This window comes from Caballeronia choica (assembly GCF_001544535.1).
In the GTDB taxonomy this organism is placed as follows: domain Bacteria; phylum Pseudomonadota; class Gammaproteobacteria; order Burkholderiales; family Burkholderiaceae; genus Caballeronia; species Caballeronia choica.
The window spans coordinates 23,786-47,546 of record NZ_FCON02000060.1; the positions used below are offsets into that span (position 1 = coordinate 23,786).

The following is a 23,761-nucleotide window of genomic DNA, read 5'->3' on the forward strand; positions in this document are numbered from 1 at the left end:
CTTCACCACCGCTAACACCTGATCGTGAACGTCTCCGTTTCGTCTAAAAACCCAAGATCTCTCAGAATATGCGCGACCGACGTGGCGCGCTCGTTAGCCACATACAAAATGTAATCTTCGACGAAAAGGCCTGGATCGCGGGATATTGTTCCGTCTTCAATCAGATCGACGCCTTTCTCGAGGTTGACTCTATGGAGAGTTGCAGACCAAATGGGCGACTCGATATAGATCGCCTCGTCGTCTGCGCGCGCAACTTTTAAGAATTTCCCGCCCGACACGGTTGGAACAAGCGCACCATTTCCATATCTGGCGATCACCTGGGACCAATTGAGCGGCATATCACCTCCTCGGGGTTAGCCTGCTTGAAAGTCAGTCAACCAGCGGCTATTGACACTGGCGTACTCAATGGAGCGTCGCCTCGAACCGCTAAATAGGGCACCTTGATCCAGTTCTGGCTTCCCCAAAGACTCGCACCGGCCATGCTGTCCACTGTCGTCGACGGTTCACAGAGCATCACGCCTTGCTCGAGCAGCCATGAGTGCCCTCTCAGCTTTTCCTGCTGAGTCTGCTGATCGTAGGCCATCCTTGCCTCGGCGAAGAGATTGAGGTCGTCCTTGCTTAGCTGAGGCAGGACAAACTGCACCGAGTCCGTACGGCCCCCTGCTGCGAGACTCGCGTGTATCGATGGACCAAAGGCTCGATCAAGCAGTTCGGCGGTCTCCTTCTTTTTGTCGTCATCCTTCGAAGCGATCCTGGCCTCGATAAATTCCGGGCGGTAAGTGGGCCGCAGACCCATTTTTTTCGGGAGGTCGGCGTGGAGTGCGAGCGGGCCACCCTTGGCGTCTGCAAATGCGAAAACGTGGATCCAGCGCATGCCATACGGCGTCCGGGCGGCTGAATGCTGGGTTGACGGCGCGGCAACCCAGTTCAAGAGCCGCATCGTCTCCCAAAGATTGGCACCATTCCGGGATGCAATCAGTGAGGCAAGCTCGTCGTCCACTCGGTCATGCGTGGCTTGCAGGTTCTCCGTCGCGCCCCACACATGTTGTTGCGGGACGAGCAGGAAGCCCGCCGTGAAGGGGTTTCGGTAGAGGTCGCCACAAGCGGCAACCACACCGCGATTTTTGGTTTCATCGCTCATGCAGTCCAGTTCATTGAGTACCGGGAAGAGATGTCCTCCACAATGCTCCGGTGCGTCACCTTCACAGGGCGCAATGCCAATCCCCACCACCAGGATCCGCCGTCCGAACCTGACGTTGGAAATATGCCGGGCGACGTCCACCGCGATACCACTGCCCGTTCCTCCGCCGAGTCCGAAAAGAACGCAGACCAGCGATTCGCCTGGCGTCGCGGTCACACCATTAGTGAAGCGTTTGATTGACTCGGCTGCGGGTCTGTCACCGTCGTAATAAGCCCGGCCATACACTGCTTTGGCAATCGCCCGAGGAATCGGCTTGCCCGATGGCGGAATCTTTTCGCCCGATCCTATCCACGGCTTGAACGCAGATGCGCGCGCAGAGAACGGATACTCGAGCTGCAAATGTTCTGGATACCTTTTGAAGCTTGCTGACAGGTCCTCGTTCGTCGGTATGTCGAGTTGCAGGACTTCCACAGACGAATGCGGGCCTTCGAGTCTCGCCCCTTGCCGGCGAATTGCGCCTAGATGCTCGTTGTCTCCAATGTCAATTGCCAACACATTCAACCGGGCGCCGACTGGCTCGAGCGTCGTGCTGGAAATCTGCTCCATTGCTCTGGCGACCACCGCCGTTCCCGCACCGCCGATCCCGACCAGATGAATCGTGTAGGGCATGCCGGCTTCGTCGTTGATGCGATGAATTCCGCGCTTCAAAGAGTCGAATTTTCGCCGCTGAATCTTCTCCTCCGTGCTGGCAAGGCCCGGTGTCGGCCGGCCTCGTAGCGGATCGATACCTGTATTTCTGACCACCCTGGCCTCCTTTCGCAAACGGATGAAAGCGCGTAGCTCCGCGCGTCGCACAAACAAAAAGAGCCCCAACCGTGTTGCGCACGGTTGGGGCTCTTTTGCCCGTGACCTGATCGGCAATGCTGGCGACCGGTCTTGAAACTGAGTGCCGCTAGATCTGCTCGTCACTTGAGTTGAGTTATAGACATGTCAATTTCACAAGTCAAGCGCGGGTTTTTTCGGATCGCAGCGGCTAACGGGAGACATTCACGCGTTCAATATCAGCGATGCGTTCGCCTCAGACCAGTTATCCGCATACTTAAAACTTAACTAGAGAACCGTTCTCCTCGCTTTCAGCCACCCTTGCATCTCCGGGACATCCGGGAGGCTCGCGCGAAACCCGAAATGCGCGCGGCAACGCCGACGCCACGCATACCGGCGACGCGATGACCGTACTCATCGACGCTCCTTCGAAGTTGAACTGTGCCGCGTGCGCGACCTGCAGGTGCCCCGCACTGCGGCGCGATCGAATCAGTTGCCAGATTTGGTGCCGCAAGCGCACGAACTCCGGCGTCGCGCGCAGGCCCACGGTCGGGTCGCCCTTGGGCACGTGCACTGGCAACGAATGCGTGATGCGCCCTTGCGCTGCGGCCATCACGAGCACGCGCTGGCCGAGATAGATGGCTTCGTCGATCGAATGCGTGATGAACACGACCGTTGTGCCCGTCCGCCTCCAGATGCTCAGCAGTTCGTCCTGCGAGGCTTCGCGCGCGTGGGCATCGAGCGCGGCAAAGGGCTCATCCATCAGCAGCACGTCGGGCTCGTAAGCGAGCGAGCGGAACTCAAGCTGATCGACGAATTACGTCTTCGGTGCGATCAGGCGGACAATTGACTAGTAGGGTCCCTCACGCCTTCGATGGCAGGCGCCGTCTGACCCGCTCGAATGAATCCATCGGCGCTTTCGTCCTTCAGCGCGACGCCGGTCAGTCCTCGCTCTCGGGCGGCGGTGAGCAGATACACCAGCTTGAACGCGGCGACGTCATAGTTCAGGCCTTCCGGTCTAACGTTCGATATGCAGTTCCGTTCCGCGTCACTTCGACCGATCCTGGGGCGATACGTCACATAGATCCCGAGGCTGGCGGGTGAACTCAGGCCCGGTCGCTCGCCGATCAGTACCACCACGACTTCGGCCCTCAGGATAGAACCGATTTCGTCGCCGATCGCCACTCGCGCCTGATGCGCGATGACGATCGGCCCGACGCGCCAGCCGCAAAGCTGCGCCGTCGTCCTTTCGACCAGCGGTATCGCGTGACGTGACGCGGCGTTAGCGGAAAGGCCATCGGCGATGACGAACACGACATCAGGCCTTCTCTCCTCCTCCGTGAAGAACTTCCCTCGCGACAGGTTCGCCACGCTATCGTCGCGGAGCGCTCGCCCAAGGTCCGGCCGTCGCAGATATTGCTCGCGATTCGAGGCTGCGCTGCAAACGTCGATCGTTACAAACCCCTTGCAATTTAGTTCCTGCCGCAGCGCCTGCGCATCCAGCGGCTGATGCACCGCGTCGCGGGCCTGGGCATGCGCGAGATTGAATGCCAGAAGCGGCGCGGTCGGCAGGCTGCTGCCGGCCCGTCCGAGCGCAATCCGGGCGTCGGTGAAGTGGCGCAATGCGTCCCACGGGTTGGCCGTGACTGAACACATCGCGCTTGCGCTCGCCTCATCTGGTTCGTTCATCGATCTCCCATCAGTTCACCTACTACGGCCTGAAGGCGCTGGCACCGGTATTTCAGTTCGAGATCGTCGGCATCCCGAGCGACCGCGACGGTCTCCTGACGATGAGCATCGAGCGGCGCATGGCCCTCGTCGACATCGCGCGGCGGCATGGCGTGGCGATCATCGAGGACGATGTCTACGGTCCGCTGGTCTCGCAGCGGCTGCCTACGATTGCGAGCCTGTGTCCTGAACTGACATTCCATATCGCCGCGACATCGAAGGTGCTTGCACCCGGCTTGCGGCTCGGTTATCTGCTGAGCCCGCCGGACAATTCGGCCCTCTGCGCGGAGGCGGTGCGCACCACCGCGTGGATGCCCGCGCCGATGTCGATGCTGATCGCGTCGATCTGGATCGAGGATGGCACCGCGCAGCACATCATGGATGCTCAACTCACTGAGATCCGCGCGCGGCAGGATCTGGCGCGGGAACTGTTGCCGCAGGAACTGCTGCAGACGGACCCGGCATGCATGTTCGTCTGGCTCAAGCTGCCGGCACCATGGCGCGCCGACGATTTCGCCGCGAACGCGAAAGCGCGCGGCGTCGTTGTCATGCCGTCGTCTGCGTTCGCGGTGGATCGTTCGGAAATCGAGCATGGCGTGCGGATCAACCTCGCATGTGCGAGCAGCCGGGAGCAGTTGGTCAGCGGACTACGGCTTTTGGCGAGCACGCTCAAGGACCGTCCACGTGCGCTATTTGGACAAATTTGAAAAGCGTGGCGCGTGGCTCGGCAGCGAAGTTCTCGGCCTTTTGGAAAGCTGCTTAAGGCCGATGAGCTGTCATAGGTTCATGCATCTTCGAAGTCGGTTCGTCGGCCGTCATTGGTTCGACGACATGACAGCGGCAGGAATGGCGCTGCATTCGCACGACCGCCTTCCTATTGGATTTGCACCCCGTTATAAGTCTTTGGTTAGCTATATTTTGACGTCCTCCCATCGACGAATGCGTGGCATGTACGTGCTAATCCGGGCCTCTTCTGCGGTGTAGCCTTCCAGTGGAGAGATATCTTCAATGACATTAAGCAACAGAACCTGTGAGGTCTTGATCAACTCACTCTCCAGTTTCAGTGCTGCCAAGCGCGCCATGGGCTCAAACGTGACTGCGACCTGCATCTTGCAAATTTGCCAGCCCTTTACCTCGTCCCGCAAATGACGCAGCAGGCGGTCTCGTGGCCAAACGCTTATTCCGTAGTAGATGACATCTCCCCGATGATCCAGCAAGCGATAGAGGTAAATCCTTTGGTAAATCTCACGATCCCTTCAGCATCAACCTTGTAGCAGTCGCGATGACGTAGAAGTAAGTCGCGCCCCGATCGTTCTGTGAACGAAACCGGTCAAGTGTTCTCGCCCGCTTAAGAAGTCCTGGGAATGGAACGCCCTCGTCTCTCCTTCGTGGCCGGCGCTTCGGTACCGTGATGACACGGCCTCACCATGAACGTAAGGCAAGGAACCCGTCGTCCACTGCCACATGCGGTAGCCATGAGCCGACGCGCAGCTGCCATATTGATCATTGCCTATTACGTACACGAAACGGCCCCCGCTTTCTGAAACTCCGTCCGAGCATGCACAGAAATCACCGTGTAATGCATATTCCGAATTTCATAGAAGTGTCACAGGTCAGGAAGATGACATCGATGACCGTGCCTGTGCCTGCTTTGCGTGAGACTCACGGCTTTGGAATCCGGCCGGTCCCGGCGGTGAGGGAGCCATCCGAGTGACGGCTTTGTCGACGGGCGAGTGGCAACTATTGGCCGAGAGCCGCGGTTCGCAATGTTCACCGAATGCAGCCAAAAGATGATCTCCACATCTCGGTGAAGGGCGGCTTTGCGGAGCCGGCACCCAAAGGCAGCCGTCGGGCCAGGAGCGGTCACTCGATCTCGCCTCGCAGGTTTCTCAATAGCGGCCACCCGGGAGCCATGCCACGGAATCGCCAGGTGGCCGTGGCATCGTACGGATCGTCCATGCATTAGATGTGCTGGCGGGGCATCGTAGCGCTAATCGGGAGCGGATGAAGTTGAAGAAACGCAGCAGAGGCGTTGCGGGCACGTGCCGCGACTTCGCGTGAGTTCGGCCGCTCGGCGACGCCGAGCAGCAGACTGACCATCAAATTACCCCACAGCAACCCACCGAACTGTTCGGCAAGTTCCGCAGGACGGCCATTGAGAAGTCCGGACGCCTGGGCCCGAGTCATGATTTGACGCAAGGCGGCTCGACTCGTCTCGCGTCCTATGGAGTCGAGCGCTTGCGCCACCTCGGGCGCGTCGACCGCTGCGGCGATCGCCAGTCGGAATACCGCAATGACCGTTGGATCGGTTATCTCGCGGACGAGCTTTGTCCCGAGGGAAGTCAGTACGTGCGCGAGGGTCTCGCGATCGTGCGGCACGGGCAAGTCAGCGGGTAACTGCAGTCGCGTAGCGCGTGCGCTGATGCAAGCGATCAGCATTTCCTTCTTGTTGCCCACCAACGCGTACAGTTCTCGTTTTGAAACGCGCGCCCGCGTGGCGATCTCAAGCGTGCTGGCCGCCGCGTAGCCACTCTTCATGAACGCTGCGAAGGCTGCATCCAGGATGCGCGCGCGCACCTCGGTTTCGTCACCTTCCTGACGCTCTTTTGGTAGCGATGCCATGGTCATCATCATCTCTCTTGACAGTAGGTACCACACAGTACCATAATGGTTCCAACTTCTGGTACCTATGGGTACCACACCTGCTGGGAGACTACCATGCTCAAGCCAAGGATCCTTGTGACCGGCGCGACCGGGAAGACAGGCAGCGTCGTCGTTGCGGAACTGCTGAAGGCCGGTTATCCCGTGCGCGCCATGGTGCACCGGGACGATGGCCGCAGCGCGCGGCTGAAAGCGCAGGGGGCCGAGATAGCGGTCGCCGACATGAGCGATTTCGAGCGCGTCGCCGAGGCGCTGAAGGACGTCCAGCGCGCTTACTATTGCCCTCCTTTCGATCCTTATATGATTCAGGGCGCGGTCGCATTCGCCGTTGCGGCCACGCAATCCCGGCTCGAACACATTGTCAGCCTGAGCCAATGGCTGTCGAGTCCCTCGCATCCCGCCCTCATGACCCGCCAGCACTGGCTCGTCGATCGGCTGTTCTCGATGACGCCCGGAGTCGCGCATACGATCGTGAGGCCGGGCTTCTTCGCTGACGCCTACCTCGTAATGATCGGGTTTGCCGCGCACCTCGGAGTATTTCCCTGGATCTATGGCGATAGCCGTAACGCGCCACCGTCCAACGAGGACATCGCGCGAGTCGCCGTCGCAGCCCTGATGGATCCCGTGCAACACGCCGGGAAGAGCTACCGCCCCACTGGGCCGGAGCTCCTTGGCGCAAAGGACATGGCCAAGGCGATCGGCCGGGCCGTCGGGCGACCGGTCAGGGTCGTGCCGGCGCCGACCTGGCTATTCATGAAGGCCGCACGGATGGGCGGCTTGCCGATCGATGTGATCAGCGGCGTTCGCTACTACATTGACGATCACAAACGCGGGGCTTTTGAGCTGGGCGCACCGACCACCGACGTGCTCGATGTGACCGGTCAGCCCGCAGAGGACTTCGAGACGATCGCGCGTCGCTACGCAGCGCTTCCACACAACCGGCGGACGCTCGGCAATTGGCTTCGCCAGTTCGCGGAGTTCGTGATCGCCCCGCTCAGCCCCGGTTTCGATCTCGAGCGCTACGACCGTGAACTGCGCCGACCGTTCCCGTCAGAACCGAAGTTTGCGCCTGAGTCCAAGGTCTGGCTGAGCGAGCATGCCATGGCCCACGTGGAGCCACGCGCCGCGATCGCAGCGCTACGCACGCTGCGCGCTTGATTTCTCACAGTCGATCGCGGGATTTGAACCAAAGGAGAGACTCATGCTGCCGCAACTCTGGTTTTTCGTTAGCATCGCATTCAGCTTCGGCACGTGGGGAATCGTCGCGAAGCGATACATCTGGCCAAAACTCCGCCTCCTGCGAAGGGCCGAAGCGCTGCGGCCTCTTCTCATCCTGCACAGCTTCCGCTTCATTGGGTTGGCATTCCTCGTCCCAGGCGTCGTGTCGCCCGAACTGCCGCCTGCCTTCGCGTATTCCGCCGCCTACGGGGACCTCGTTGCGGCGACACTCGCGTTGCTCTCGCTGGTATCGCTGCCACGCCGGGCTGGCATTGTCATCGCATGGATCTTCAACTTGTGGGGCTTGGCGGATCTCTTGAACGCGTTCTATCAGGCCAATGATGCCGGGCTCGTGGCGGGGCAGCTGGGCGCCACCTACTTCATTCCGACTCTCGTTGTACCTCTACTGTTGATCACGCACGGACTCGTCTTCCGAATTCTTCTGCAACATCAAAGTCAGTCGTCAATGGGGAAAGCCGGCAGCCCGGCGAAGGGCTATCAAGTGGAGGGCCCATGATCGATGCAACAACCTCCACAGAGCCCCAATCGGTCGGTTCGGCGACCCGATAGTCTGTGGTGGCGACTACATCAGTGTCCGCTAATAGGAGAGCAACCCGACGGCTCTGGGGTCGTCAACGAACATTGGATTTCCCCGACAGCGGCCATTCACGATCGACAAATTCAACCGGCCCACTGAATGACGCTGTTCTGGAAAGATACACGTCCGGCGCAAGCGCGCCGCAGGGGAAATGGCCCAAACCGTCGAGGTCAACGTTGCACGTCGCTATATGACAATGCCTCTGATTGAGCACGACAGCCCCTGCAAAACAGTAGCTTAAGCTATCATTCAGGTTCGAATCCAACCGGCGAACGAGATCCATGACCACTTCCGATTCCAATCAACGACAGCCGCGCGCCCGAGAACGGAGCACGCAGCCGTTGCCCGCGGAACGTCCCGATCACGACCTCGACAATTCGATCGGATATCTGCTCAATCTCGCGGCGAGCATCATCGCGGCACGCTTCAGCGACGACCTCAAGTCCTACGACATCAACCTTCAGGGTTGGCGCGTACTCGCGGCGCTCCGCCACGAAGACCATCAGACATTGTCCGATCTCGCGAGTCATACTGGGTCGGAACTATCGTATCTTTCACGCGCTGTGAGCGCCCTCGAAACAAAAGGCTATATCTGCCGCAGCGAGTCCGCCTCCGATCGCCGGACCATCCGTCTGTCGCTGACATCCGCGGGAGCGGACATCGTCAGCGAACTTGCACCGCGCGCCTGGCAAATCGAACGCGCATCTGTAAAGGGCGTATCGGCCCGCGAACTGGAAACCACGCTCAATACCCTCCGAGCGGTCTACTCCAACCTTGTCGACAACTGCGAAGACGCGCCCGCGGTCAATCGTAAGCTCGCCGTCGCGCGTCGTGTTCGCAGGCGTGAAGCGGGCGAAAAAGCATCCGACTAAACCGGGACGGGCGTCGGTATGCGCTGCCTGCCCACGCCATCGACGGGCGTAGGGTGCCCAAATAGAGGGTCCCCTTTTAACACAGGCGCGTACTGATTCCCGATGTCGACAGGCACATCGGGGCGAGTGCGTGCATGTGAGGGGACGTTGTCGACATGCCTCACACCGGCTCGGCAATGACGCGATTTTCGATTGAACCAATTCCTTCTATTTCGGCCCGCATCACATCGCCTGCTCTCAAGTAAACAGGAGGGCTCATCGCGACGCCCACGCCCGACGGTGTGCCCGTCGCCAGCAAATCACCCGGTTCGAGCGTAAAGGCGGTGGACAGGTGAGCGATCTGGTCGTAGATGTCGTGAATCATCGCACCGGTCATATCGTCCTGACGCAGCTCGTCGTTCACCCACATCCGCAAGCGCAAAGCGTGCGGGTCGCCGAGCTCGTCAGGGGTGACGATCCATGGTCCGGTGGGGCCACAGGTGTCGAATGACTTGCCAATCGTCATGGTCTGCGTGGCGAGCTGCCAGTCGCGCACCGATACGTCATTGCACACCATGTAACCGGCGATCACCGAACTCGCTGCTTCGCGGCTCACGTGCCGGCAGCGCTGGCCGATCACCACGCACAGTTCGACTTCATAATCGAGCTGCTCCGATACTGCGGGCAAGTGCACATCACCGAACGGACCGTTGAGGCAGGAAACCTGTTTGTTGAACCAGACCTGGGTGGGCGGGGTCTGCACGCCGACCTTGGCCGCCTCCGCCACATGCTTCCGATAGTTCATGCCGATCGCGAGATACTTGGACGGATTCGGCAGCGGAGCAAGCAGCGTGACCTGCGATAGCGCAACGGCGTGGCCGGGCAGCACGGCGCGCGCACGCGCAAGTGCATCCGGGCCAGCCTCCAGCAACTCCTTCATGGTGGCCGGCAAGGTCGGATCGTTGCGTGGCAGGTCAATCACGAGGTCGCCCTCCACCTTGCCGATAGAGATGTGTGCGTCGTGCTGGTAAGTAACGAGTTTCATGGATGTCAAAGGGAGGTGGATTAAGCCAGGCTCGTACGGGGCGGATCTTCTGATGCTCCACCTTTTTCAAGAGTCTGGACGGGATACGGATAACTGCGCGGCAGACGCAGCAGCAGCCATCCGGCGCAAGTCAGTACACCCACGAACGCCATGAGTGCGGGGCGGTAGGAACCCGTGGCATCGTAGGCAGCTCCCATCATGAAAGGCCCGAGTCCGGTACCGACGGTAAACACGGCGAACAGATAGCCGTAGATCTGTCCAAACGCGCGCAGGCCGAAATATCGACTCTGCAGATATGCGATGAGATCGACTTCCGCACCCATGCCGAGGCCGACCAGCACTGCACCGATTGTCGTGAGCGACACGTTGGCACTGCCCAGCAGTGCAATCACACCGGTGGCTGGCAGGATCACAAACGCGATCGCGACGTGGGGACCGAAAAACCGGTCGAGGAGGTAGCCGCACAACAAGCGGCCTGCGATCAATGACGCCCCGATGCCGGAAAACACGGCCACGGCCTGGCTCGCCGGAATGCCGCGGTCAGTCAGCAACGGCACAAGGTGTACGACAGTGCCGTTGACAACGATCGGAATGCACAGGAACACTACCGCAAGCTTCCAGAAATCAGGGGTGCGCACTGCCTCACCCGCTTCGAGCCCCGGCAAGCCGGAGCCGCGCATGTCCGCCTCCCTAGTGCGAGGCGCGCCAGCTGGATCACGGATGAACAGCCCGACAGCGAGAAACGCGATGACGAACACGGTCAGGCCGATCGCGACGTACGCGCCCCGCCATCCGAGCCTGTCGAGATACAACTGCGTGAGCCGCGGGACGAGTGCCGCACCTAAGCCCACGCCCGTCAAGGCGATGCCCATTGCGAGGCCGCGCCGCCGATCGAATGCCGCGGCGATCGCCTTGGCATAGGGCAGCGGTGCCTGCCCGCCGCTGAACAGGCCCATCATCGCGAACATGGCCAGATATGCCGCGGGAATGGCCGGCGCCAGCGACATGACGGCGATGGCCAACGCAAAGAGCGCGATGGCAACCAGCGTGACCTGCCTGATACCACGCCGGTCGATCAGTCTGCCAGCGACGGGCGTGGCAATCGCGGCGAAGATCGACCCCAGCATGACCGCGACGGACATCACGCTGCGATTCCAGCCGAACTCCGCCATGATGGGCTTCATCAGCACCGATGTCGAAAACTGCAGGACGGTGACATTACCGACCGTCAGTCCCAGCAGCGAGCCAAACACGATCCACCAGCGGCTTCTGAACATCCATTGCACGATCATCTCCAGTTGTTTTTGTGGTCCTCGGGTATCCGCCAACCGGGGCGGCAAATCGGGGTTCGCCGTCATGCGGTGGCACTTTGCTCGAGGAAGCGGCCGGCATGGAACAGCAGCGGCGATTCGCTGCCGTAGGAGAAGCGCTCGACGTGGCCCAGAATCATGACGTGGTCGCCGTAAGGCTCAATGCCCGACGTCCGGCACTCGAAGCAGGCCAGCACGTCGCCGAGCACCGGTACATCTCCGAGCCCCGCCTGCACGCGTTCGCTGAACGGCGCGAACTTGTCTTCCGCGAACCTCGCGAAGTGGGTCGCGAGGTCTTGCTGATCGGCGGCCAGGACGTGCACGGCGAAATATCCCGATTCCCTGAACATCGGCAGGCTTGGCGACCTGTCATTCAGGTACCACGCCACAAGCGGTGGATCGAGCGAAACCGAGCAAAACGAATTGACGGTCAATGCAGCCTGCCGCCCGTCCTCGGTACGCGTCGTGACAACGCAGACGCCGGTCGCAAAACGTCCCATTGCGTTGCGAAGTTCGCGGCCATCGATGGAGATTGCGCTCATGATTTTTGTCCAGTCAAAGCGGGCGTGGCGTTCGCGCCAGCACCCGTAAAACAGCGCGGATCGCGCACGGAACCCCAGGAATCGAGATTGCCCGGAGACGGCTCCATGCGCCGTGGCTCACGAGGATTCGCTTCAGCAAATGTCTCCATCCCGAAGCTGTACTCCATCGTCAACCCATCCGGGTCAAGGAAATACAGAAAGACGCTGTCGGAAGCGGGATGCCGGCCCGGTCCAAACACCACGTCGGAGTTGGCAGCCTTCAGGCGCGTCAGCGCCTTACCGATGTCGTCAATTTCCGTCACCATGTAATTGACGTGGTGCAGACAGTGGCGATCGAAGCGAGCGATGCCGATTCCGTGGTGATAGGGGTTCGGCCAGACACGCATGAAGGTGACGAATTCGCCGAGCGAGTCCGACTCCCGGAAGTTCAGTACGTCGCGCCAGAATTCGATGGCGCGCGCCGCATCAGGGGTGTTGAAGACGACATGCCCGATCCGCTGGATGCGCGCGACCGACGGCTGGAATGGACGCTCCGCGTCCGGCAACGGGATGTAAAACTCCACTGTCGCGCCGATTAGCGGTTCGAATACACGTACGGCCCGCAGCTGCGCCCGTTCCCGACAGATATTCAGCGCCGTTTCGTGTACTTCGAGACCAGCGCGCGTAAGCCGTTCGATCAGCGGCTTGAACTGCGCCTCGTCCTCCAGCATGAAACCGGCGCACCGAAGCCCTGCTTCCGATGCCGCATGCAGCACCACGTTATGGTGATCGTGATCGCAGCGCAGCCGGATCTCGCCGTCGACGCCCGTGTCCACGTATTGGAGACCCACCACCTCTTCATAGAAGCGGCGCGATTTTTCCAGATGAGTCACGTTGAGTTCCACGCGCCCCAGCTTTTGGTATCGGACCATTGCATCCTCCCTTCAATACTGGCCGCGCGGCGGCAGGCCGAGTCGCATCTGCCCGTACATCGTGGACACCGCGTGCCAGTTGACGCTGATGTGGTGCGCAACGGCATTGATATCGCGCCAGGCACGCTGGATGCCGCTGTCCAACTGGATGCCCGTTCCGCCTACGACGTCGTACAGTGCGTTGATGGCGTCGACGCACAGGCGCACCGCGTATGCGTGGCCTCGCCGTAGCGTGATGCGTTGCTCCTTGCTCAACTTGACGCCGCCGTCCACCCATTCGGTGATCTGTTGCAGGTCACGTTGCAGAATGAGTTGTGCGGCGTCGACCGCGGCTTCGGCCTGCGCCACCGCCGACTGGACATGCCCGAACTGGGCAATCGAAGCGCCGCCACCCGTAAAGGCTCCGCGCGTGGAGCGTGCGGCGATGCTCTCGACGAATTCATCGATTGCACCGCGCAGGGCAGCCACAGCCGGGTTGGCCAACAGCGGCGGGAAGCCGCTCAGAAACGGCACCCGGTAGAGCGCCGAATCGTGTAGGTCTGCGCCCGGTGCTTCCTGTTCAAGAACCTCCGAAAACGCGACGGTGCGATGCGCAGGAACGAACACTTCCTCATCGATCAAGATGTCCTTGCTGCCCGTGCCAGCGAGACCCACCGTGAACCACGTGTCGACGATCTCGTATTCGCCCTGCGGTACCAGCAGGAAGATCGGCCGGGGCGCCGCCCCTTCGGCCTGCTCGACCATCGCACCGAGCGACAGCCACTGAGCGTTATCGCTGTTGCTGCCGAAGCTCCATCGGCCCTTCAGCCGGAAGCCGCCCTCGGTTGGCGTGGCCTTGCCCGTCGGCGCAATGCAGGAGGCGATCAGCGCGTCCGGCGATTCGCCCCACACGTCGTGCTGCGCTTGCTCCGGAAACATGCCGACCACCCATGACGCCGCCGCGCTCAGTCCGTAACACCAACCGGTCGAGGCACATCCCTGGCCAAGTTCGAATGCGAGACGCCGCAGCGCCTCCAGGCTCAGCTCATATCCTCCAAAACGCCGCGGCTGTACCACCCGGTAGAGCCCGGCTTCCCTGAGCAGGTTCGTCACGTCCGACGATACGCGCCGGTCCTGCTCGGTCTGGCGGGCACGTTTGGCGACCAGCGGCCGCAGTTCTGCAGCTGCATCCAGCAAACGCGCAAACAAGGTGTCGTCAGATACCGCATCGCCCAGCGATGCGGACTGCCGCTCGATAACGCTCAAAGTCGTAGCCATTTCTCTCATCTCCAAATTTATTGCAAAAACAACTAATCCGTGATTGAATTAGAACCCAGTAAAGTTGCTTTTGCAACTGTTTTTGCGGTCTGCCAATACTAGGAGTTACCCTGATGAAAACGGCCTGCCAGCCTTCGCAATGCGGATGCATCGACATCCATACTCATGTCGTTCCGCACGACTTCCCCGCCTACGTGGGGCGCCATCCAAACGCACCATGGCCCTCGATGCGTGAAGGCCACGCTTGCCACCGGCACGTGGTTGTCTCATCGAAGGTGTATCGGACGGTTTCGCATCAGGCGTGGGACATTGACGTTCGACGTGCTGACATGGACCGGCTCGATGTCGAGCGGCAAGTGCTCTCCCCGATGCCTGAGCTACTGTCGTACTGGCTTGATCCGGCGGATGGCGCAACACTGGCGCGCTATTTGAACGAAACGCTCGCAAATATGGTGGTCCGCGCCCCGCACCGCTTTAGCGCACTCGGCGGCGCCCCCCTGCAGAACATCGACCACGCGATTCAGGAGCTCGAATTTGCGGTCAGCACGCTCGGGTTGGCAGGGATCGAGGTCGGCAGTAACGTGGGCGGCGTCCCGATCGGCGATCCGCGCTTTTTCCCGTTCTTCGAGGCCGCCGAGGCACTCGACGCGGCGATCTTCGTGCATCCACTGCGGCCGGCCGGTATGGACCGGCTGGTCGGTCCCGCATCGCTGGAGCAGATCGTCGCGTTCCCCGGCGAGATTGGTCTCGCGGCGGCATCGTTGATAACAGGCGGCTTGCTGAATGAATTCCCGCGCCTGCGCATTGCGCTGAGCCACGGTGGCGGTGCGATCCAGACAGTGCTGCCACGCATGCAGTTTGCGTGGGAGACACTGGGCGCACTTCGGGAAGCCATGCCCGTAGCGCCGGTCGAAGCGGCGCGGGCGCTCTATTACGACGATCTGCTCTATAGCGCTACAGCCATCCAGGCCCTCATCGAAACTGTCGGCGAGAATCGCATAATGATTGGAACCGACTACCCGTTTGCGATCATGGACGCCGATCCGGCGGCGCGGGTTGAGAGCCTCGGCTTGAGTGCCGCGACCCTGGAAGCATTACGATTGAAAAACGCGGCCGCATGGCTCGGCCTGAAGTGACAGCTTGCTACGCCCCGCGAGACAAAAGCAGGCTAACGTCAGTCGTCGATCGTGTGCTTCCCAAGTGGAAGTGCCGCGTCGACTTCAGCGAAATCTCGGCAAGACGTCGAGCGGCAGTTTGGATTCGTGCGGCCGATGAACCGATCTATAAAAGCGTACAGGCTTGATCGAATTCGAGGCGCGGCGCGCGTGCAAACAGATTTGATTTGTCGCCGAATCCGAGATTGCAAAGGAAGTTCGATTTAATGTGACCTTCGGGAAAGAATTCTTCGGCGGAATTCGGCTCGCTCTTTCCAGCACCAAAAAATTCCTCGTCGACCTTCGCGTTGTCGAACCCCGACATAGGTCCGCAATCCAGCCCTAACGCACGCGCGGCCAGAATCATGTAAGCGCCTTGCAAACTGGAGTTGCGTTTCGCCGTAGCGTCGACGAGTTCAGGTGCATTGGCAAAGAGACCACGCATCTCAGGTTTGTGCGGAAATAGCTGCGGCAGCTTCTCGTAGAACTTCAGGTCGTGAGCGACGATGGCAGTCACCGGGGCGTTCATCGTCTTGTCCACGTTCCCCGGAGCAAGTGCCGGCAGCAGCCTCTCCTTTGCCGCCTTGGTGCGCAAGAAAAGGATCCGTGCGGGATTTCCGTTGGCGCTGGTGGGAGCCCACCTCATCAGGTTGTAAACCTGACGCAAGATTTCGTCGGACACCGGCTCGTTCAGCCACGCGCTGTACGAACGTGCCTCACGAAACAGAATATCGAGCGCAACATCCTCTATAGCGTTTCTCATAAACCCTCCTGAACCAAAAGGCCGCGACTGACTCGCACGACGTGCGTACTAACGCGGCTACGATCGAACATTCTCCATCAGCACGATGATTTTTCCTCCCGCGCTGTCCTCCAGGAAGCAAACCTATGCTATCCGCCCTGCTTCGCTACGACGTATCAGAACTTCTGCTGCAGACCGACCATGACACCGAGTTGATTCGCGCCGGTTTCGACCGTGCCACCCGCTGCAACCGGGTTGGCAGCCAGCGCACTGTTGAACATGTAGCCGACCGACGTGTACACCATCGTGCGCTTGGATAGCTGGTAATCTACGCGCCCGATCAGTAGCGTCGCGCTCGAGTCGTTCATTCCCGCCTGGCCGCGTTGCAGACTGCGTACGCCCTCAGCGTCGAAGGAAAGCGCTGGCGTGAGATAGTACGTCGCCCCCGCGAAGAAAATATCTGTCTGCAAATGGGTCGCGGCTGCCACGTTGTTTCTGACCCAGCCGACACCGATCTTGGTTGGGCCCAAAATCACGTAGCCATCGACGATATTGTGCGTGTCGGTGTACGCGCTGTTGTTCAGCGGCCCCGACGCCCCTGCCCCACCGCGCATCACGTCGTAGGATGCTGCCACACCGAAGCTCGTTGAATCATAGGCGAGCAGCGCGGTGTATTGCCGGCACGCAACGAAGTCGCCCGGCACCTGTCCGCCGCAGTTGGTCGCCGCCGGGCCCGCAGGGCCAGCCGCGTCACGACCAAAGCTGTAGGTTCCGCCGAGAGTGACGCCGCCGAATTTGCCGAGATAGCCAACCGCATTGTCGCTGCGCGAGTTCGGCAGATACGGGTCGAAGCTTGCCATCGAATGAATCGAAGGGCCAATCACATCCGCGTTCGTCAGCGCGTACATCGTCATGTTCATTTGCCGGCCGAGCGTGAGCGAGCCGTAGTCGCTGCTTACGCCGACATTCGCCTGACGGCCGAAGAGGCGCCCGCCATAGTTCAGCGAGCCGGTGCCCGGCTGAAAGCCGTTCTCCAGGACAAAGAATGTCTTGTAGCCACCGCCGAGATCCTCGACACCCTTCAAGCCCCAGCGTGACGGTACTTCACCCGTCAGAGTCGGCACCCCAATCTCCGATCCACCGTGGGCTGTCGCGTGGTTGTAATACGACAGCCCTGTATCGACGATTCCATACAACGTAACACTGCTTTGGGCATACGTGAACCCCGACGCCGCGACGAGCAACGCCGCGCTCCATGTGATTTTCATGACGATCGAATCTCCATTCTTGTGGCGCAATGTCTGGTTACGAGAGCCTAGGGAACCGCTGATCGGCAAGCTCAACCTCTCATTAGGATGCCTTATCTTCAAAATCAAAAAAGCGGATGTGATAACCCGATTTGAACCTGTGTCATCGCGACCGGCCGCCGCGCGCCCGTTCGCATCTATGTTGCTGTTGCACGGCGCGCGGACGTGCACCTATTGCGAGAGTTCGCGGCAATCGCCCAAGCCGCGTCTCAGGGCACGGCGTTCAGTGCAAGGGCTGAGCGTCGCCCGGAATTTTGCCTTCCCGCAGATCGTGTATAAGTTCGACCCAAACGAAGGAAAGAAGAAATGTTCAGAGCACTGAACCGGGGGCACTCGGCGGAGTTCAATGCGGTGACCGTACAACGAATGAGGGAAGGGTACGGTGTGAACCCTCCGGCCCGCGAGCTTCGCATGTCGCCGCGGACGCTGCGCAACTGGCTCAAGGCTTCCGAATTTGGCAAGCTGACTGGCCCGGGCGCGATGACGGCCACACCGGAACAAATATCAGCTATCCGTTGTTGTGGTGTCGTGCGCCTTGAACGTGCTCTTGAGCGTGCCAATACCTTCGACCCAGACCTCGATCTCGTCGCCGGGATCGATGAACTGGTTGTGCGGCATACCGACTCCAGCGGGCGTGCCGGACAGGATCACGTCGCCAGGGTACAGCGTCACCCGGCTACTTAAGAAAGCGATCTGCTCGGCAACGCTAAAGATCATTTCCGCTGTGCTCGAATCCTGACGCAACTCGCCGTTGCGCCAGAGACGGATTCCAAGTGACTGAACATCCGGAATGGTTTCTGCTGGCGTAATCCAGGGTCCAAGCGGACAACTTCCCTCCCAGCACTTCTGGGAGATCCAGTCGAAGTGGAACGGTGAATGCACGCCAATGTAGTCGCGTACGAATACATCTCGCAGCGAGAGATCGTTGGCCACGGTGTATCCGGCGACATACGACAGCGCGTTCTCGACTGCGACGTTCCTTGCCGGCCGTCCGATGACCACCGCGAGCTCTGCTTCCCAATCAACGTTGCGGCTATACGGCGGCAACGTAACCTGCTCGCCAGTACCCGCGACCACCAGACACGCGGGCGCCTTGATGAAATGCCAAGGCGCCCCCGATACCGAGTGCGGATCAGGAGACGGCGGCATATTGAACGCACGGTCCATCTCCGCGACGTGATCATGGTAATTGGCGCCCGCGCCATAGATGGTTCCAGGTAGGAGCGGCGCCAGCAGCGTTACCGCGTCAAGCGCGAAGCCCGGCAACGATGTCGTCGATGCGCTGATGCGAGCGGCTGCCTCGCGCAATTGCGAACCAGCGCTGTCCCACCGGCCAATAAGTTCAGTGACCGTCAGGTCAGGTATGTCGAGCTGAATCAACTCGCCAAGCTGCGGACCATACGGATAAACACGCTCGCCGATCAGCAGGCCGGCACGCGCCCGCCCTTCGTCGTTGAAACTCAGCAAATGGTAGTGGTCGTTCATGTCGAATTGTCCTGCCGCTTAGAAGCGATCGCCGAAATCGAAAACATCGTCGTCCTGGAAACCGTCGTAATGCTGAAATTCCCACCAGTTGTAGTCGAGGTCCTGAAGATAGAACGAGTACACGCCGTGTTGCAGCGTCACTTCGGTAATCTGGCGAATCTTGTACTGATCCTTGTACTCGTGCGCCGAACGATGAGCAGCGTCGACTTCTTCACGGCTACGCACGTCAAGTCCCCAGTGAGTAAGGAACGAGACGTCATGGATCTTGTCACCCACTTCGACACAGAACACGTGGAACTTCATACCCAGCCTGAACGCGAACGCGGGCGCCGCATGGCGCACGGTTTCGAGGCCAAGGAACTCCTCGTAAAAGCGCCGCGTTTCGGCAATGTCGCGGCACTCCAGCGTGCCGTGTCCGAGCAGGTAGGGTCGATTGATCGCGCGGCTGTTTTTCAGAGGTACAACGGCCTCGCCAGGGATTTCAAGCGTCATGAGATGACTCCATTGTGTCAGGTACGTTTCGTTTATCGATCGGCGACTACGTGGCATCACGCTGCGGTCTCAGCCTGCGTCAGGAACGCATCGGCGTGGAAGGCTGCTGGTGGAAGACCGCACGTGTTCGTGAATTCCTCCCGTGCTGCGTTGACCATCGCCGGCGCGCCGCACGCATAAACCTCATAGCCCGAAAGGTCCGGAAAATCGTCGACCACCGCCTCGTGAACCCAACCCGTGCGCCCGGTCCAGTCGCAATCCATTCCCGGTTCGGAGAGCACCGGCACGAAATGGACGTTCGGATGGTCCTCCGCCCATGTGCGCGGCAGGTCGGCGAGATACAGGTCGCGCCGCCGACGGCCACCCCAATAGATGTGGAATTCACGAGCGCTCCCGCGTTGCAATGCATACTCGACGATGGCCTTTACAGGCGCGAAGCCGGTACCGCCCGCGAGCAGGATGACCGGCTTCTCGGTAGCCTCGCGCAGGAAGAACGAACCGAAGGGCCCTTCGAAGCGAAACATCTCCCGCGGGGCAAGCTCCGAGAACACATGCTCGGTGAAGCGCCCGCCCGGGTGATGGCGAATGTGCAACTCGATATGCGTCAGCGACACCGGATCGGGCGGCACAGCGATCGAGTAGCTGCGGCGCACGCCGTCCGGCAACAGAACGTCTATATACTGACCCGCGCGGAAGAAGAGATTCTCGTTCGGTGGAAGGCGCAATCTCAGAACGGCAACATCGGGCGCCGGCCTCGCGATGTCAGTTACCCGACAGGGGTAAGTCGAAGCCTTGACGACATCGACCCCGGTCAGTTCCTCCACCTCGATGGTCAAATCGGAAAGCGGCTTTGCCGAGCAGAGCAATGCGTAGCCGCGCTCCCGTTCTTCGGGTTGCAGCGCCCTTTCGAGTACGTGCCCATGCTCGACGCGGCCCTCCACGACGCGTCCCTTGCACGCGCTGCAGGCGCCCGAACGGCAGCTATAAGGAACGAAAAGACCGGCCTTCATGGCTGCCGCCAATACCGTTTCGCCCTCTTCGACGACATAGCGATTTCCGCTCGGTTTCAGTAGTATTTCAAAACTCACTTTTGCGTCTCCATTCTTGAGTCCAACCTCTACCCGGCTGCCCTTCTCGTTCCGAATCCACCGCCGGCACACGAATCACCGGAACGTCAGTCAGAAAATATGCCCTTTACGACCCATCACGCCCTACGGACTCAGCCCAACATTGCCCGCGCGACCGAGCCTGCGGTCACTTTGCAACGACGCGCCCAATGCCAAGGCAAATTAGCTTTCCAGATCGAATAACGTGCAGTCCGTTTCATAGTCATCCAAACTGTTTAATCTTCACTTCGAAGGCTCCGTTCCGATCAGTGGAAGCGGGTGTCATTTCTGTCACCCCTAAAATTATTGCAAAAGCAACCAAACTGTAATCGAATTAGACCTCACAACAGTTGCTTTTGCAACCTATTTCGAGCAACCACCGGATTAGTACTTACCCGAATAAACACCGCCTGCCAGTCGTTCTACTGCTGATGCATCGACATCCAAACTCGTCGTCTTTCGTCATGATTTCCCGGCCTATGTAGGCCACCACCCAAACGTGCCTTGGCCTTCGATACGCGAGGTCACGATCTAGCAGCGCGTGTTGCGACATTCGGATTTAGTGCCACTGTCCCGCAGGTTTACGATGGAAAACCGCGGCCACTTGGCTGGGCCTCGAGTGACATGCAGAGCATTGCGCGACCATCTCGGGAGCTGAAGGAACCGCCGGCATCGACGCCCTTGAGCATGGTCACGCACCGTCTACGGCTTGTGGACAACGCCTTCCGTGGCGACGCAAGTTCGATCCGCGCCGTGCCGCCACGACTGGCACGGCGACAGCATAGAACCGACGTTCCGTTCGAGGCTCGTCGGATGAAATAGCTCACGCGCTTTCGGCCGGCTACCGGACAGCCCTCTGCATCATGGCGAGCGACGAAACGTTCGACGACGTGCTCGTTCTCCGCGACACAGTACGACCAGGAGTCAAACCCCATCAGCTTGCGCGTCACTCGCAATTGATCTTCGACGAACGCCAGCGTTCTTTCGTCGGCACCGCACCAGGCAACCGTACCGGCGCAAGGAACCTCGATATCGAGAACGCCTTCACGAGAGCGCCAGGCAACCACGGATGGTTATCTGCGAGCGTCTTTGTGACGCCGAGGGTATGTATGAGGAGGCGCAGCTTCGTTCGCACGTGCCAATCGACTGTGCTCTTATGCAGATCGTCGAACAGCTAATTGACCTGAGGTTGTCCTTGATGAAAGCACGAAGGCGCACGGGGCCGCATGACGGCATCAATCTTCCGATGGCCAACTGGCTGGAGATCGTTTCTCCTTCCGGTGCGTCTTCAAGCTTGAAATCGCAGGCAACTTCAGCGTGATTTCCTCGCCCCGGGCCGTGATCTGGTACTCGGGTACGCCAATTCGCTAACCCTTCATCTCTTTGGACTTGTCAATCGCTCGATCTGCACGGACGTAATGGTCATTTAAACCTTGCGATCAAGCCGTCACGATCATGTCGATTTATATCGCATGATCTCACTTGGAATAAATAATGTCAAGGATCATTGAAAACCACATATTTATGGAGCGCGCCGGCTCAGCGGGCCGGCGAACGATATCGTCGTACGTTCGACCGACCCGAACTGTCCGATGCGCGGATCGTGCGACCCAACGTAGACGACACACCTTATATGCTCCGGCTCGCCGAAATAACGGAGCCTGGACCCTTCAATTCCCGCACCAACGAACTAGGTTACTTCTTTGGCATCAGGGAGGGCGGCCAACTGGTGGCGATGGCGGGCGAACGCCTCACTGCCGGGAAGTACGTCGAAATCAGCGCCGTGTGCACGCACCAGGAGTGGCCGGGGGGTTGGATCGACTGTTGATGGAGCATCTGTCGCCAACCATCCAGGAACGCGACAAGGTACCGTTCCTTCATGTGTTCACCAATAACGTTTCCGCCGTTCGACTGTATCGGGAGCTTGGCGTTCGCACTGCCACAACCTTGCAACCGACGGCAATCGTGAGGTCGTCGGCTGACGCAAGGTAATCGCCGCGGTGCAAGGACTGGGCTAACGGCACTGTCGATGGACACGCAGGACACTGCACCTTTGAGATTGAAAGAAAATGGGACACTTACAAGCTGACAAACAGGCCACGCATCGGCGGATTGTGTTGCCGCGCGTCTTTTGCGCGAGCGCGGCATTGACGGAATCGGTGTCGGCGACATCATGAAAGAAGCTGGCTTGAGCGTCGGCGGCTTCTACAAACATTTCGAATCACGCGATGCGCTGGTAACGCCGGCTTTCGTCATGGCGTTGCAGGACATCGAGCATATTGAGGACGCGCTCAAGACCGAGCCTCAGCGTAAAACGTGTTTCGAACTCCATTGGCGCTTTTCAACACTGTCTTGAAGAAGGTCATTGCATGGATAATTTTGACTACGCGCGCCGGTTACTCTTGAGCCGACCGAACATCCCCTAACCTGGATCGATGCGACATACGCCCCGTTGACCTGCATTCCGATTGAATCGGCCAGTCCCGCTTCCTGGCACGTAGGTTTAGCAGTTCTTCCAAACCGCCTTGCGCTTTTCCAAAAAGGCATTCACGCCTTCGCGCTGATCATCCCAATCGAAGAGGTCGATGAAGCGCTCGCGCTCCAACGCCAGCGCGGCCCTTCGCGGGACACCCTGACGAGCGCTGTGAATCAGTTGTTTGCTGAACGCTACCGCTTGCGGACTCAAGCTTGCGACGCGTTCCGCCAATCTTAGGGCCGAATCCAGCGATTCGCCCTTGCCAAAGACCTCCTCGACCAGTCCAATTTTCAAGGCGGTGTCGGCATTCACTCGTTCGTTGGTCAGGATCATGCGCTTGGCCCAGCCTTCCCCCACCAGCCAAGGCAGCGTCTGAGTCCCGCAACCGGAGGGAAGCAAGCCCACTGCGGGCTCCGGCAGCGCCATCTGCGACTGTTCCTCAGCAATGCGTATGTCGCAAGCGAGCGCGCATTCCAGTCCGCCACCCATTGCGTAACCGTTGATTGCTGCAATGACAACCGGACGCGCCTCCTGCAACGCTTTGAACGCTTCGCCGAATCTTTGCACCATCAGACGCGCCTCTACTTTGTCACAGGCGGCGAAGCTTTTCAATTCCGCACCGGCGCTGAAGAACCTGGTGCCCTCGCCAGTCACCACGACGGCATAGATGTACCGATCGTCATTCAATGCACGTACTAGTCCATTGAACCAATTAAATTGCACGACTCTAAAGTGCATCGGAAAAATGAATCTGAGTGATGGCGAGCGCAGGGAATTGATGGCAATGCAGCGCGGTCGCACGATGGCTGTAGGTCAAGTGCGGCGTGCGCGGCTGATTCTTCTGCTCGACGAGGGCGCCTCGCGCCAGGCGATCGTGGATGAGTTGCGATGCGACTCGCGTTTCATCACGACCTG

General features: G+C 59.9%; 27 protein-coding genes and 1 pseudogene. 9 read left to right on the forward strand and 19 right to left on the reverse strand.

The annotated features are described in order from the left end of the window. Positions 1-11: 11 nt before the first annotated feature. From AWB68_RS23895 to eutC, 4 genes are all read right to left on the reverse strand, one after another. Positions 12-338, reverse strand: coding sequence for a hypothetical protein (locus AWB68_RS23895; protein ID WP_087646821.1), 327 nt, complete (start codon positions 336-338; stop codon positions 12-14). Between the two features lie 35 nt (positions 339-373). Then, complete coding sequence (locus tag AWB68_RS23900; protein WP_087646822.1) at positions 374-1,945, reverse strand: tubulin-like doman-containing protein; 1,572 nt, start codon at positions 1,943-1,945, stop codon at positions 374-376. A gap of 295 nt (positions 1,946-2,240) precedes the next feature. Then, the gene (locus tag AWB68_RS23905) at positions 2,241-2,735 is read right to left on the reverse strand and encodes a hypothetical protein (RefSeq protein ID WP_235028467.1); all 495 of its coding nucleotides are present in this window, start codon (positions 2,733-2,735) and stop codon (positions 2,241-2,243) included. Between the two features lie 62 nt (positions 2,736-2,797). Then, the gene (eutC, locus tag AWB68_RS23910; protein ID WP_235028468.1) at positions 2,798-3,652 is read right to left on the reverse strand and encodes an ethanolamine ammonia-lyase subunit EutC; all 855 of its coding nucleotides are present in this window, start codon (positions 3,650-3,652) and stop codon (positions 2,798-2,800) included. A gap of 14 nt (positions 3,653-3,666) precedes the next feature. On the opposite strand from eutC, the pseudogene AWB68_RS23915 reads away from it, so the two are divergent. After that, positions 3,667-4,398 (forward strand): annotated as a pseudogene (locus AWB68_RS23915) (aminotransferase class I/II-fold pyridoxal phosphate-dependent enzyme); the annotation flags it as partial. A 204-nt stretch (positions 4,399-4,602) separates the two neighbouring features. Here AWB68_RS23915 and AWB68_RS23920 read toward each other — a convergent pair. Both AWB68_RS23920 and AWB68_RS23925 read right to left on the reverse strand, forming a co-directional pair. After that, positions 4,603-4,908: a hypothetical protein gene (locus AWB68_RS23920; protein WP_160110051.1), complete on the reverse strand. Its 306-nt coding sequence runs from the start codon at positions 4,906-4,908 to the stop codon at positions 4,603-4,605. 745 nt (positions 4,909-5,653) lie between these two features. Further along, positions 5,654-6,322, reverse strand: a complete 669-nt coding sequence (locus tag AWB68_RS23925; protein WP_087646845.1) for a TetR/AcrR family transcriptional regulator — start codon at positions 6,320-6,322, stop codon at positions 5,654-5,656. 87 nt (positions 6,323-6,409) lie between these two features. Between AWB68_RS23925 and AWB68_RS23930 the strand changes: the two genes are divergently transcribed. Both AWB68_RS23930 and AWB68_RS23935 read left to right on the forward strand, forming a co-directional pair. After that, entirely contained in the window at positions 6,410-7,510 is a 1,101-nt protein-coding gene (locus AWB68_RS23930) for an NmrA family NAD(P)-binding protein (RefSeq protein WP_087646825.1), read from the forward strand. 43 nt (positions 7,511-7,553) lie between these two features. Then, positions 7,554-8,087, forward strand: coding sequence for a DUF8737 domain-containing protein (locus AWB68_RS23935; protein ID WP_087646826.1), 534 nt, complete (start codon positions 7,554-7,556; stop codon positions 8,085-8,087). Between the two features lie 115 nt (positions 8,088-8,202). On the opposite strand, the gene AWB68_RS46775 is transcribed toward AWB68_RS23935, so the two are convergent. Both AWB68_RS46775 and AWB68_RS49610 read right to left on the reverse strand, forming a co-directional pair. Then, positions 8,203-8,451, reverse strand: a complete 249-nt coding sequence (locus AWB68_RS46775; protein ID WP_125483019.1) for a hypothetical protein — start codon at positions 8,449-8,451, stop codon at positions 8,203-8,205. After that, positions 8,414-8,698, reverse strand: a complete 285-nt coding sequence (locus tag AWB68_RS49610; protein WP_235028473.1) for a hypothetical protein — start codon at positions 8,696-8,698, stop codon at positions 8,414-8,416. Before AWB68_RS49610 ends, AWB68_RS46775 begins: the two co-directional genes overlap by 38 nt. Here AWB68_RS49610 and AWB68_RS49615 point away from each other — a divergent pair. Next, entirely contained in the window at positions 8,621-9,040 is a 420-nt protein-coding gene (locus tag AWB68_RS49615) for a MarR family winged helix-turn-helix transcriptional regulator (RefSeq protein ID WP_327383154.1), read from the forward strand. The two genes, AWB68_RS49610 and AWB68_RS49615, sit on opposite strands and share 78 nt — an antisense overlap. A gap of 160 nt (positions 9,041-9,200) precedes the next feature. Here AWB68_RS49615 and AWB68_RS23945 read toward each other — a convergent pair whose 3' ends face one another. From AWB68_RS23945 to AWB68_RS23965, 5 genes are read right to left on the reverse strand one after another with little or no spacing between them, the layout of a single operon-like run. Further along, the gene (locus tag AWB68_RS23945) at positions 9,201-10,064 is read right to left on the reverse strand and encodes a fumarylacetoacetate hydrolase family protein (protein WP_087646828.1); all 864 of its coding nucleotides are present in this window, start codon (positions 10,062-10,064) and stop codon (positions 9,201-9,203) included. A gap of 20 nt (positions 10,065-10,084) precedes the next feature. Next, a complete protein-coding gene (locus AWB68_RS23950; protein ID WP_235028469.1) occupies positions 10,085-11,422 on the reverse strand; it encodes an MFS transporter in 1,338 nt (445 codons plus the stop codon). Beyond that, positions 11,419-11,916: a flavin reductase family protein gene (locus AWB68_RS23955; RefSeq protein WP_087646829.1), complete on the reverse strand. Its 498-nt coding sequence runs from the start codon at positions 11,914-11,916 to the stop codon at positions 11,419-11,421. Before AWB68_RS23955 ends, AWB68_RS23950 begins: the two co-directional genes overlap by 4 nt. After that, complete coding sequence (locus AWB68_RS23960; protein WP_235028470.1) at positions 11,913-12,800, reverse strand: VOC family protein; 888 nt, start codon at positions 12,798-12,800, stop codon at positions 11,913-11,915. Before AWB68_RS23960 ends, AWB68_RS23955 begins: the two co-directional genes overlap by 4 nt. A gap of 39 nt (positions 12,801-12,839) precedes the next feature. Further along, positions 12,840-14,084, reverse strand: a complete 1,245-nt coding sequence (locus AWB68_RS23965) for an acyl-CoA dehydrogenase family protein (RefSeq protein WP_087646831.1) — start codon at positions 14,082-14,084, stop codon at positions 12,840-12,842. A 113-nt stretch (positions 14,085-14,197) separates the two neighbouring features. On the opposite strand from AWB68_RS23965, the gene AWB68_RS23970 reads away from it, so the two are divergent. After that, positions 14,198-15,220 carry an amidohydrolase family protein gene (locus tag AWB68_RS23970; protein WP_087646832.1) on the forward strand — a complete coding sequence of 341 codons (1,023 nt, stop codon included), beginning with the start codon at positions 14,198-14,200 and terminating at the stop codon, positions 15,218-15,220. Between the two features lie 145 nt (positions 15,221-15,365). Here AWB68_RS23970 and AWB68_RS23975 read toward each other — a convergent pair whose 3' ends face one another. Together AWB68_RS23975 and AWB68_RS23980 are read right to left on the reverse strand one after the other, a co-directional pair. Further along, the gene (locus AWB68_RS23975) at positions 15,366-16,001 is read right to left on the reverse strand and encodes a malonic semialdehyde reductase (protein WP_087646833.1); all 636 of its coding nucleotides are present in this window, start codon (positions 15,999-16,001) and stop codon (positions 15,366-15,368) included. A 155-nt stretch (positions 16,002-16,156) separates the two neighbouring features. Further along, the gene (locus tag AWB68_RS23980; RefSeq protein WP_087646834.1) at positions 16,157-17,248 is read right to left on the reverse strand and encodes a porin; all 1,092 of its coding nucleotides are present in this window, start codon (positions 17,246-17,248) and stop codon (positions 16,157-16,159) included. Here AWB68_RS23980 and AWB68_RS46780 point away from each other — a divergent pair. Further along, positions 17,247-17,609, forward strand: a complete 363-nt coding sequence (locus tag AWB68_RS46780; protein ID WP_125483020.1) for a hypothetical protein — start codon at positions 17,247-17,249, stop codon at positions 17,607-17,609. The two genes, AWB68_RS23980 and AWB68_RS46780, sit on opposite strands and share 2 nt — an antisense overlap. 182 nt (positions 17,610-17,791) lie before the next feature. Here AWB68_RS46780 and AWB68_RS23985 read toward each other — a convergent pair whose 3' ends face one another. From AWB68_RS23985 to AWB68_RS23995, 3 genes are read right to left on the reverse strand one after another with little or no spacing between them, the layout of a single operon-like run. Further along, on the reverse strand, positions 17,792-18,772 hold the full coding sequence (locus AWB68_RS23985; RefSeq protein ID WP_087646835.1) for a fumarylacetoacetate hydrolase family protein: 981 nt from the start codon (positions 18,770-18,772) through the stop codon (positions 17,792-17,794). An 18-nt stretch (positions 18,773-18,790) separates the two neighbouring features. Next, positions 18,791-19,264, reverse strand: coding sequence for a VOC family protein (locus AWB68_RS23990; protein ID WP_087646836.1), 474 nt, complete (start codon positions 19,262-19,264; stop codon positions 18,791-18,793). A gap of 56 nt (positions 19,265-19,320) precedes the next feature. Then, positions 19,321-20,352 (reverse strand): CDP-6-deoxy-delta-3,4-glucoseen reductase, encoded by a 1,032-nt coding sequence (locus AWB68_RS23995; RefSeq protein WP_200828778.1) that lies wholly within the window; start codon positions 20,350-20,352, stop codon positions 19,321-19,323. Between the two features lie 1,174 nt (positions 20,353-21,526). Between AWB68_RS23995 and AWB68_RS48305 the strand changes: the two genes are divergently transcribed. The 3 genes from AWB68_RS48305 (at position 21,527) to AWB68_RS51490 (ending at position 22,726) form a co-directional block, all read left to right on the forward strand. Then, complete coding sequence (locus AWB68_RS48305; protein WP_160110052.1) at positions 21,527-21,691, forward strand: hypothetical protein; 165 nt, start codon at positions 21,527-21,529, stop codon at positions 21,689-21,691. A 203-nt stretch (positions 21,692-21,894) separates the two neighbouring features. Further along, positions 21,895-22,362 (forward strand): GNAT family N-acetyltransferase, encoded by a 468-nt coding sequence (locus AWB68_RS51485; protein ID WP_374729601.1) that lies wholly within the window; start codon positions 21,895-21,897, stop codon positions 22,360-22,362. A 139-nt stretch (positions 22,363-22,501) separates the two neighbouring features. Further along, on the forward strand, positions 22,502-22,726 hold the full coding sequence (locus AWB68_RS51490; RefSeq protein ID WP_087646840.1) for a TetR/AcrR family transcriptional regulator: 225 nt from the start codon (positions 22,502-22,504) through the stop codon (positions 22,724-22,726). Between the two features lie 147 nt (positions 22,727-22,873). On the opposite strand, the gene AWB68_RS24015 is transcribed toward AWB68_RS51490, so the two are convergent. After that, positions 22,874-23,584 carry an enoyl-CoA hydratase gene (locus AWB68_RS24015; protein WP_087646841.1) on the reverse strand — a complete coding sequence of 237 codons (711 nt, stop codon included), beginning with the start codon at positions 23,582-23,584 and terminating at the stop codon, positions 22,874-22,876. Positions 23,585-23,761: the final 177 nt, after the last annotated feature.

Excerpts from the sequence above, each read along its gene's own strand:
- AWB68_RS23895 (WP_087646821.1), bottom strand. The coding sequence starts at position 338 with ATGCCGCTCAATTGGTCCCAGGTGATCGCCAGATATGGAAATGGTGCG.
- eutC (WP_235028468.1), bottom strand. The coding sequence starts at position 3,652 with ATGAACGAACCAGATGAGGCGAGCGCAAGCGCGATGTGTTCAGTCACG.
- AWB68_RS23925 (WP_087646845.1), bottom strand. The coding sequence starts at position 6,322 with ATGATGACCATGGCATCGCTACCAAAAGAGCGTCAGGAAGGTGACGAA.
- AWB68_RS23930 (WP_087646825.1), top strand. The coding sequence starts at position 6,410 with ATGCTCAAGCCAAGGATCCTTGTGACCGGCGCGACCGGGAAGACAGGC.
- AWB68_RS23935 (WP_087646826.1), top strand. The coding sequence starts at position 7,554 with ATGCTGCCGCAACTCTGGTTTTTCGTTAGCATCGCATTCAGCTTCGGC.
- AWB68_RS46775 (WP_125483019.1), bottom strand. The coding sequence starts at position 8,451 with ATGGATCTCGTTCGCCGGTTGGATTCGAACCTGAATGATAGCTTAAGC.
- AWB68_RS49610 (WP_235028473.1), bottom strand. The coding sequence starts at position 8,698 with ATGACTCGCGAGATCGGACAATGTCTGATGGTCTTCGTGGCGGAGCGC.
- AWB68_RS23945 (WP_087646828.1), bottom strand. The coding sequence starts at position 10,064 with ATGAAACTCGTTACTTACCAGCACGACGCACACATCTCTATCGGCAAG.
- AWB68_RS23950 (WP_235028469.1), bottom strand. The coding sequence starts at position 11,422 with ATGACGGCGAACCCCGATTTGCCGCCCCGGTTGGCGGATACCCGAGGA.
- AWB68_RS23955 (WP_087646829.1), bottom strand. The coding sequence starts at position 11,916 with ATGAGCGCAATCTCCATCGATGGCCGCGAACTTCGCAACGCAATGGGA.
- AWB68_RS23965 (WP_087646831.1), bottom strand. The coding sequence starts at position 14,084 with ATGGCTACGACTTTGAGCGTTATCGAGCGGCAGTCCGCATCGCTGGGC.
- AWB68_RS23970 (WP_087646832.1), top strand. The coding sequence starts at position 14,198 with ATGAAAACGGCCTGCCAGCCTTCGCAATGCGGATGCATCGACATCCAT.
- AWB68_RS23975 (WP_087646833.1), bottom strand. The coding sequence starts at position 16,001 with ATGAGAAACGCTATAGAGGATGTTGCGCTCGATATTCTGTTTCGTGAG.
- AWB68_RS46780 (WP_125483020.1), top strand. The coding sequence starts at position 17,247 with ATGACGATCGAATCTCCATTCTTGTGGCGCAATGTCTGGTTACGAGAG.
- AWB68_RS23980 (WP_087646834.1), bottom strand. The coding sequence starts at position 17,248 with ATGAAAATCACATGGAGCGCGGCGTTGCTCGTCGCGGCGTCGGGGTTC.
- AWB68_RS23985 (WP_087646835.1), bottom strand. The coding sequence starts at position 18,772 with ATGAACGACCACTACCATTTGCTGAGTTTCAACGACGAAGGGCGGGCG.
- AWB68_RS23990 (WP_087646836.1), bottom strand. The coding sequence starts at position 19,264 with ATGACGCTTGAAATCCCTGGCGAGGCCGTTGTACCTCTGAAAAACAGC.
- AWB68_RS48305 (WP_160110052.1), top strand. The coding sequence starts at position 21,527 with ATGCAGATCGTCGAACAGCTAATTGACCTGAGGTTGTCCTTGATGAAA.
- AWB68_RS51485 (WP_374729601.1), top strand. The coding sequence starts at position 21,895 with ATGGAGCGCGCCGGCTCAGCGGGCCGGCGAACGATATCGTCGTACGTT.
- AWB68_RS24015 (WP_087646841.1), bottom strand. The coding sequence starts at position 23,584 with ATGCACTTTAGAGTCGTGCAATTTAATTGGTTCAATGGACTAGTACGT.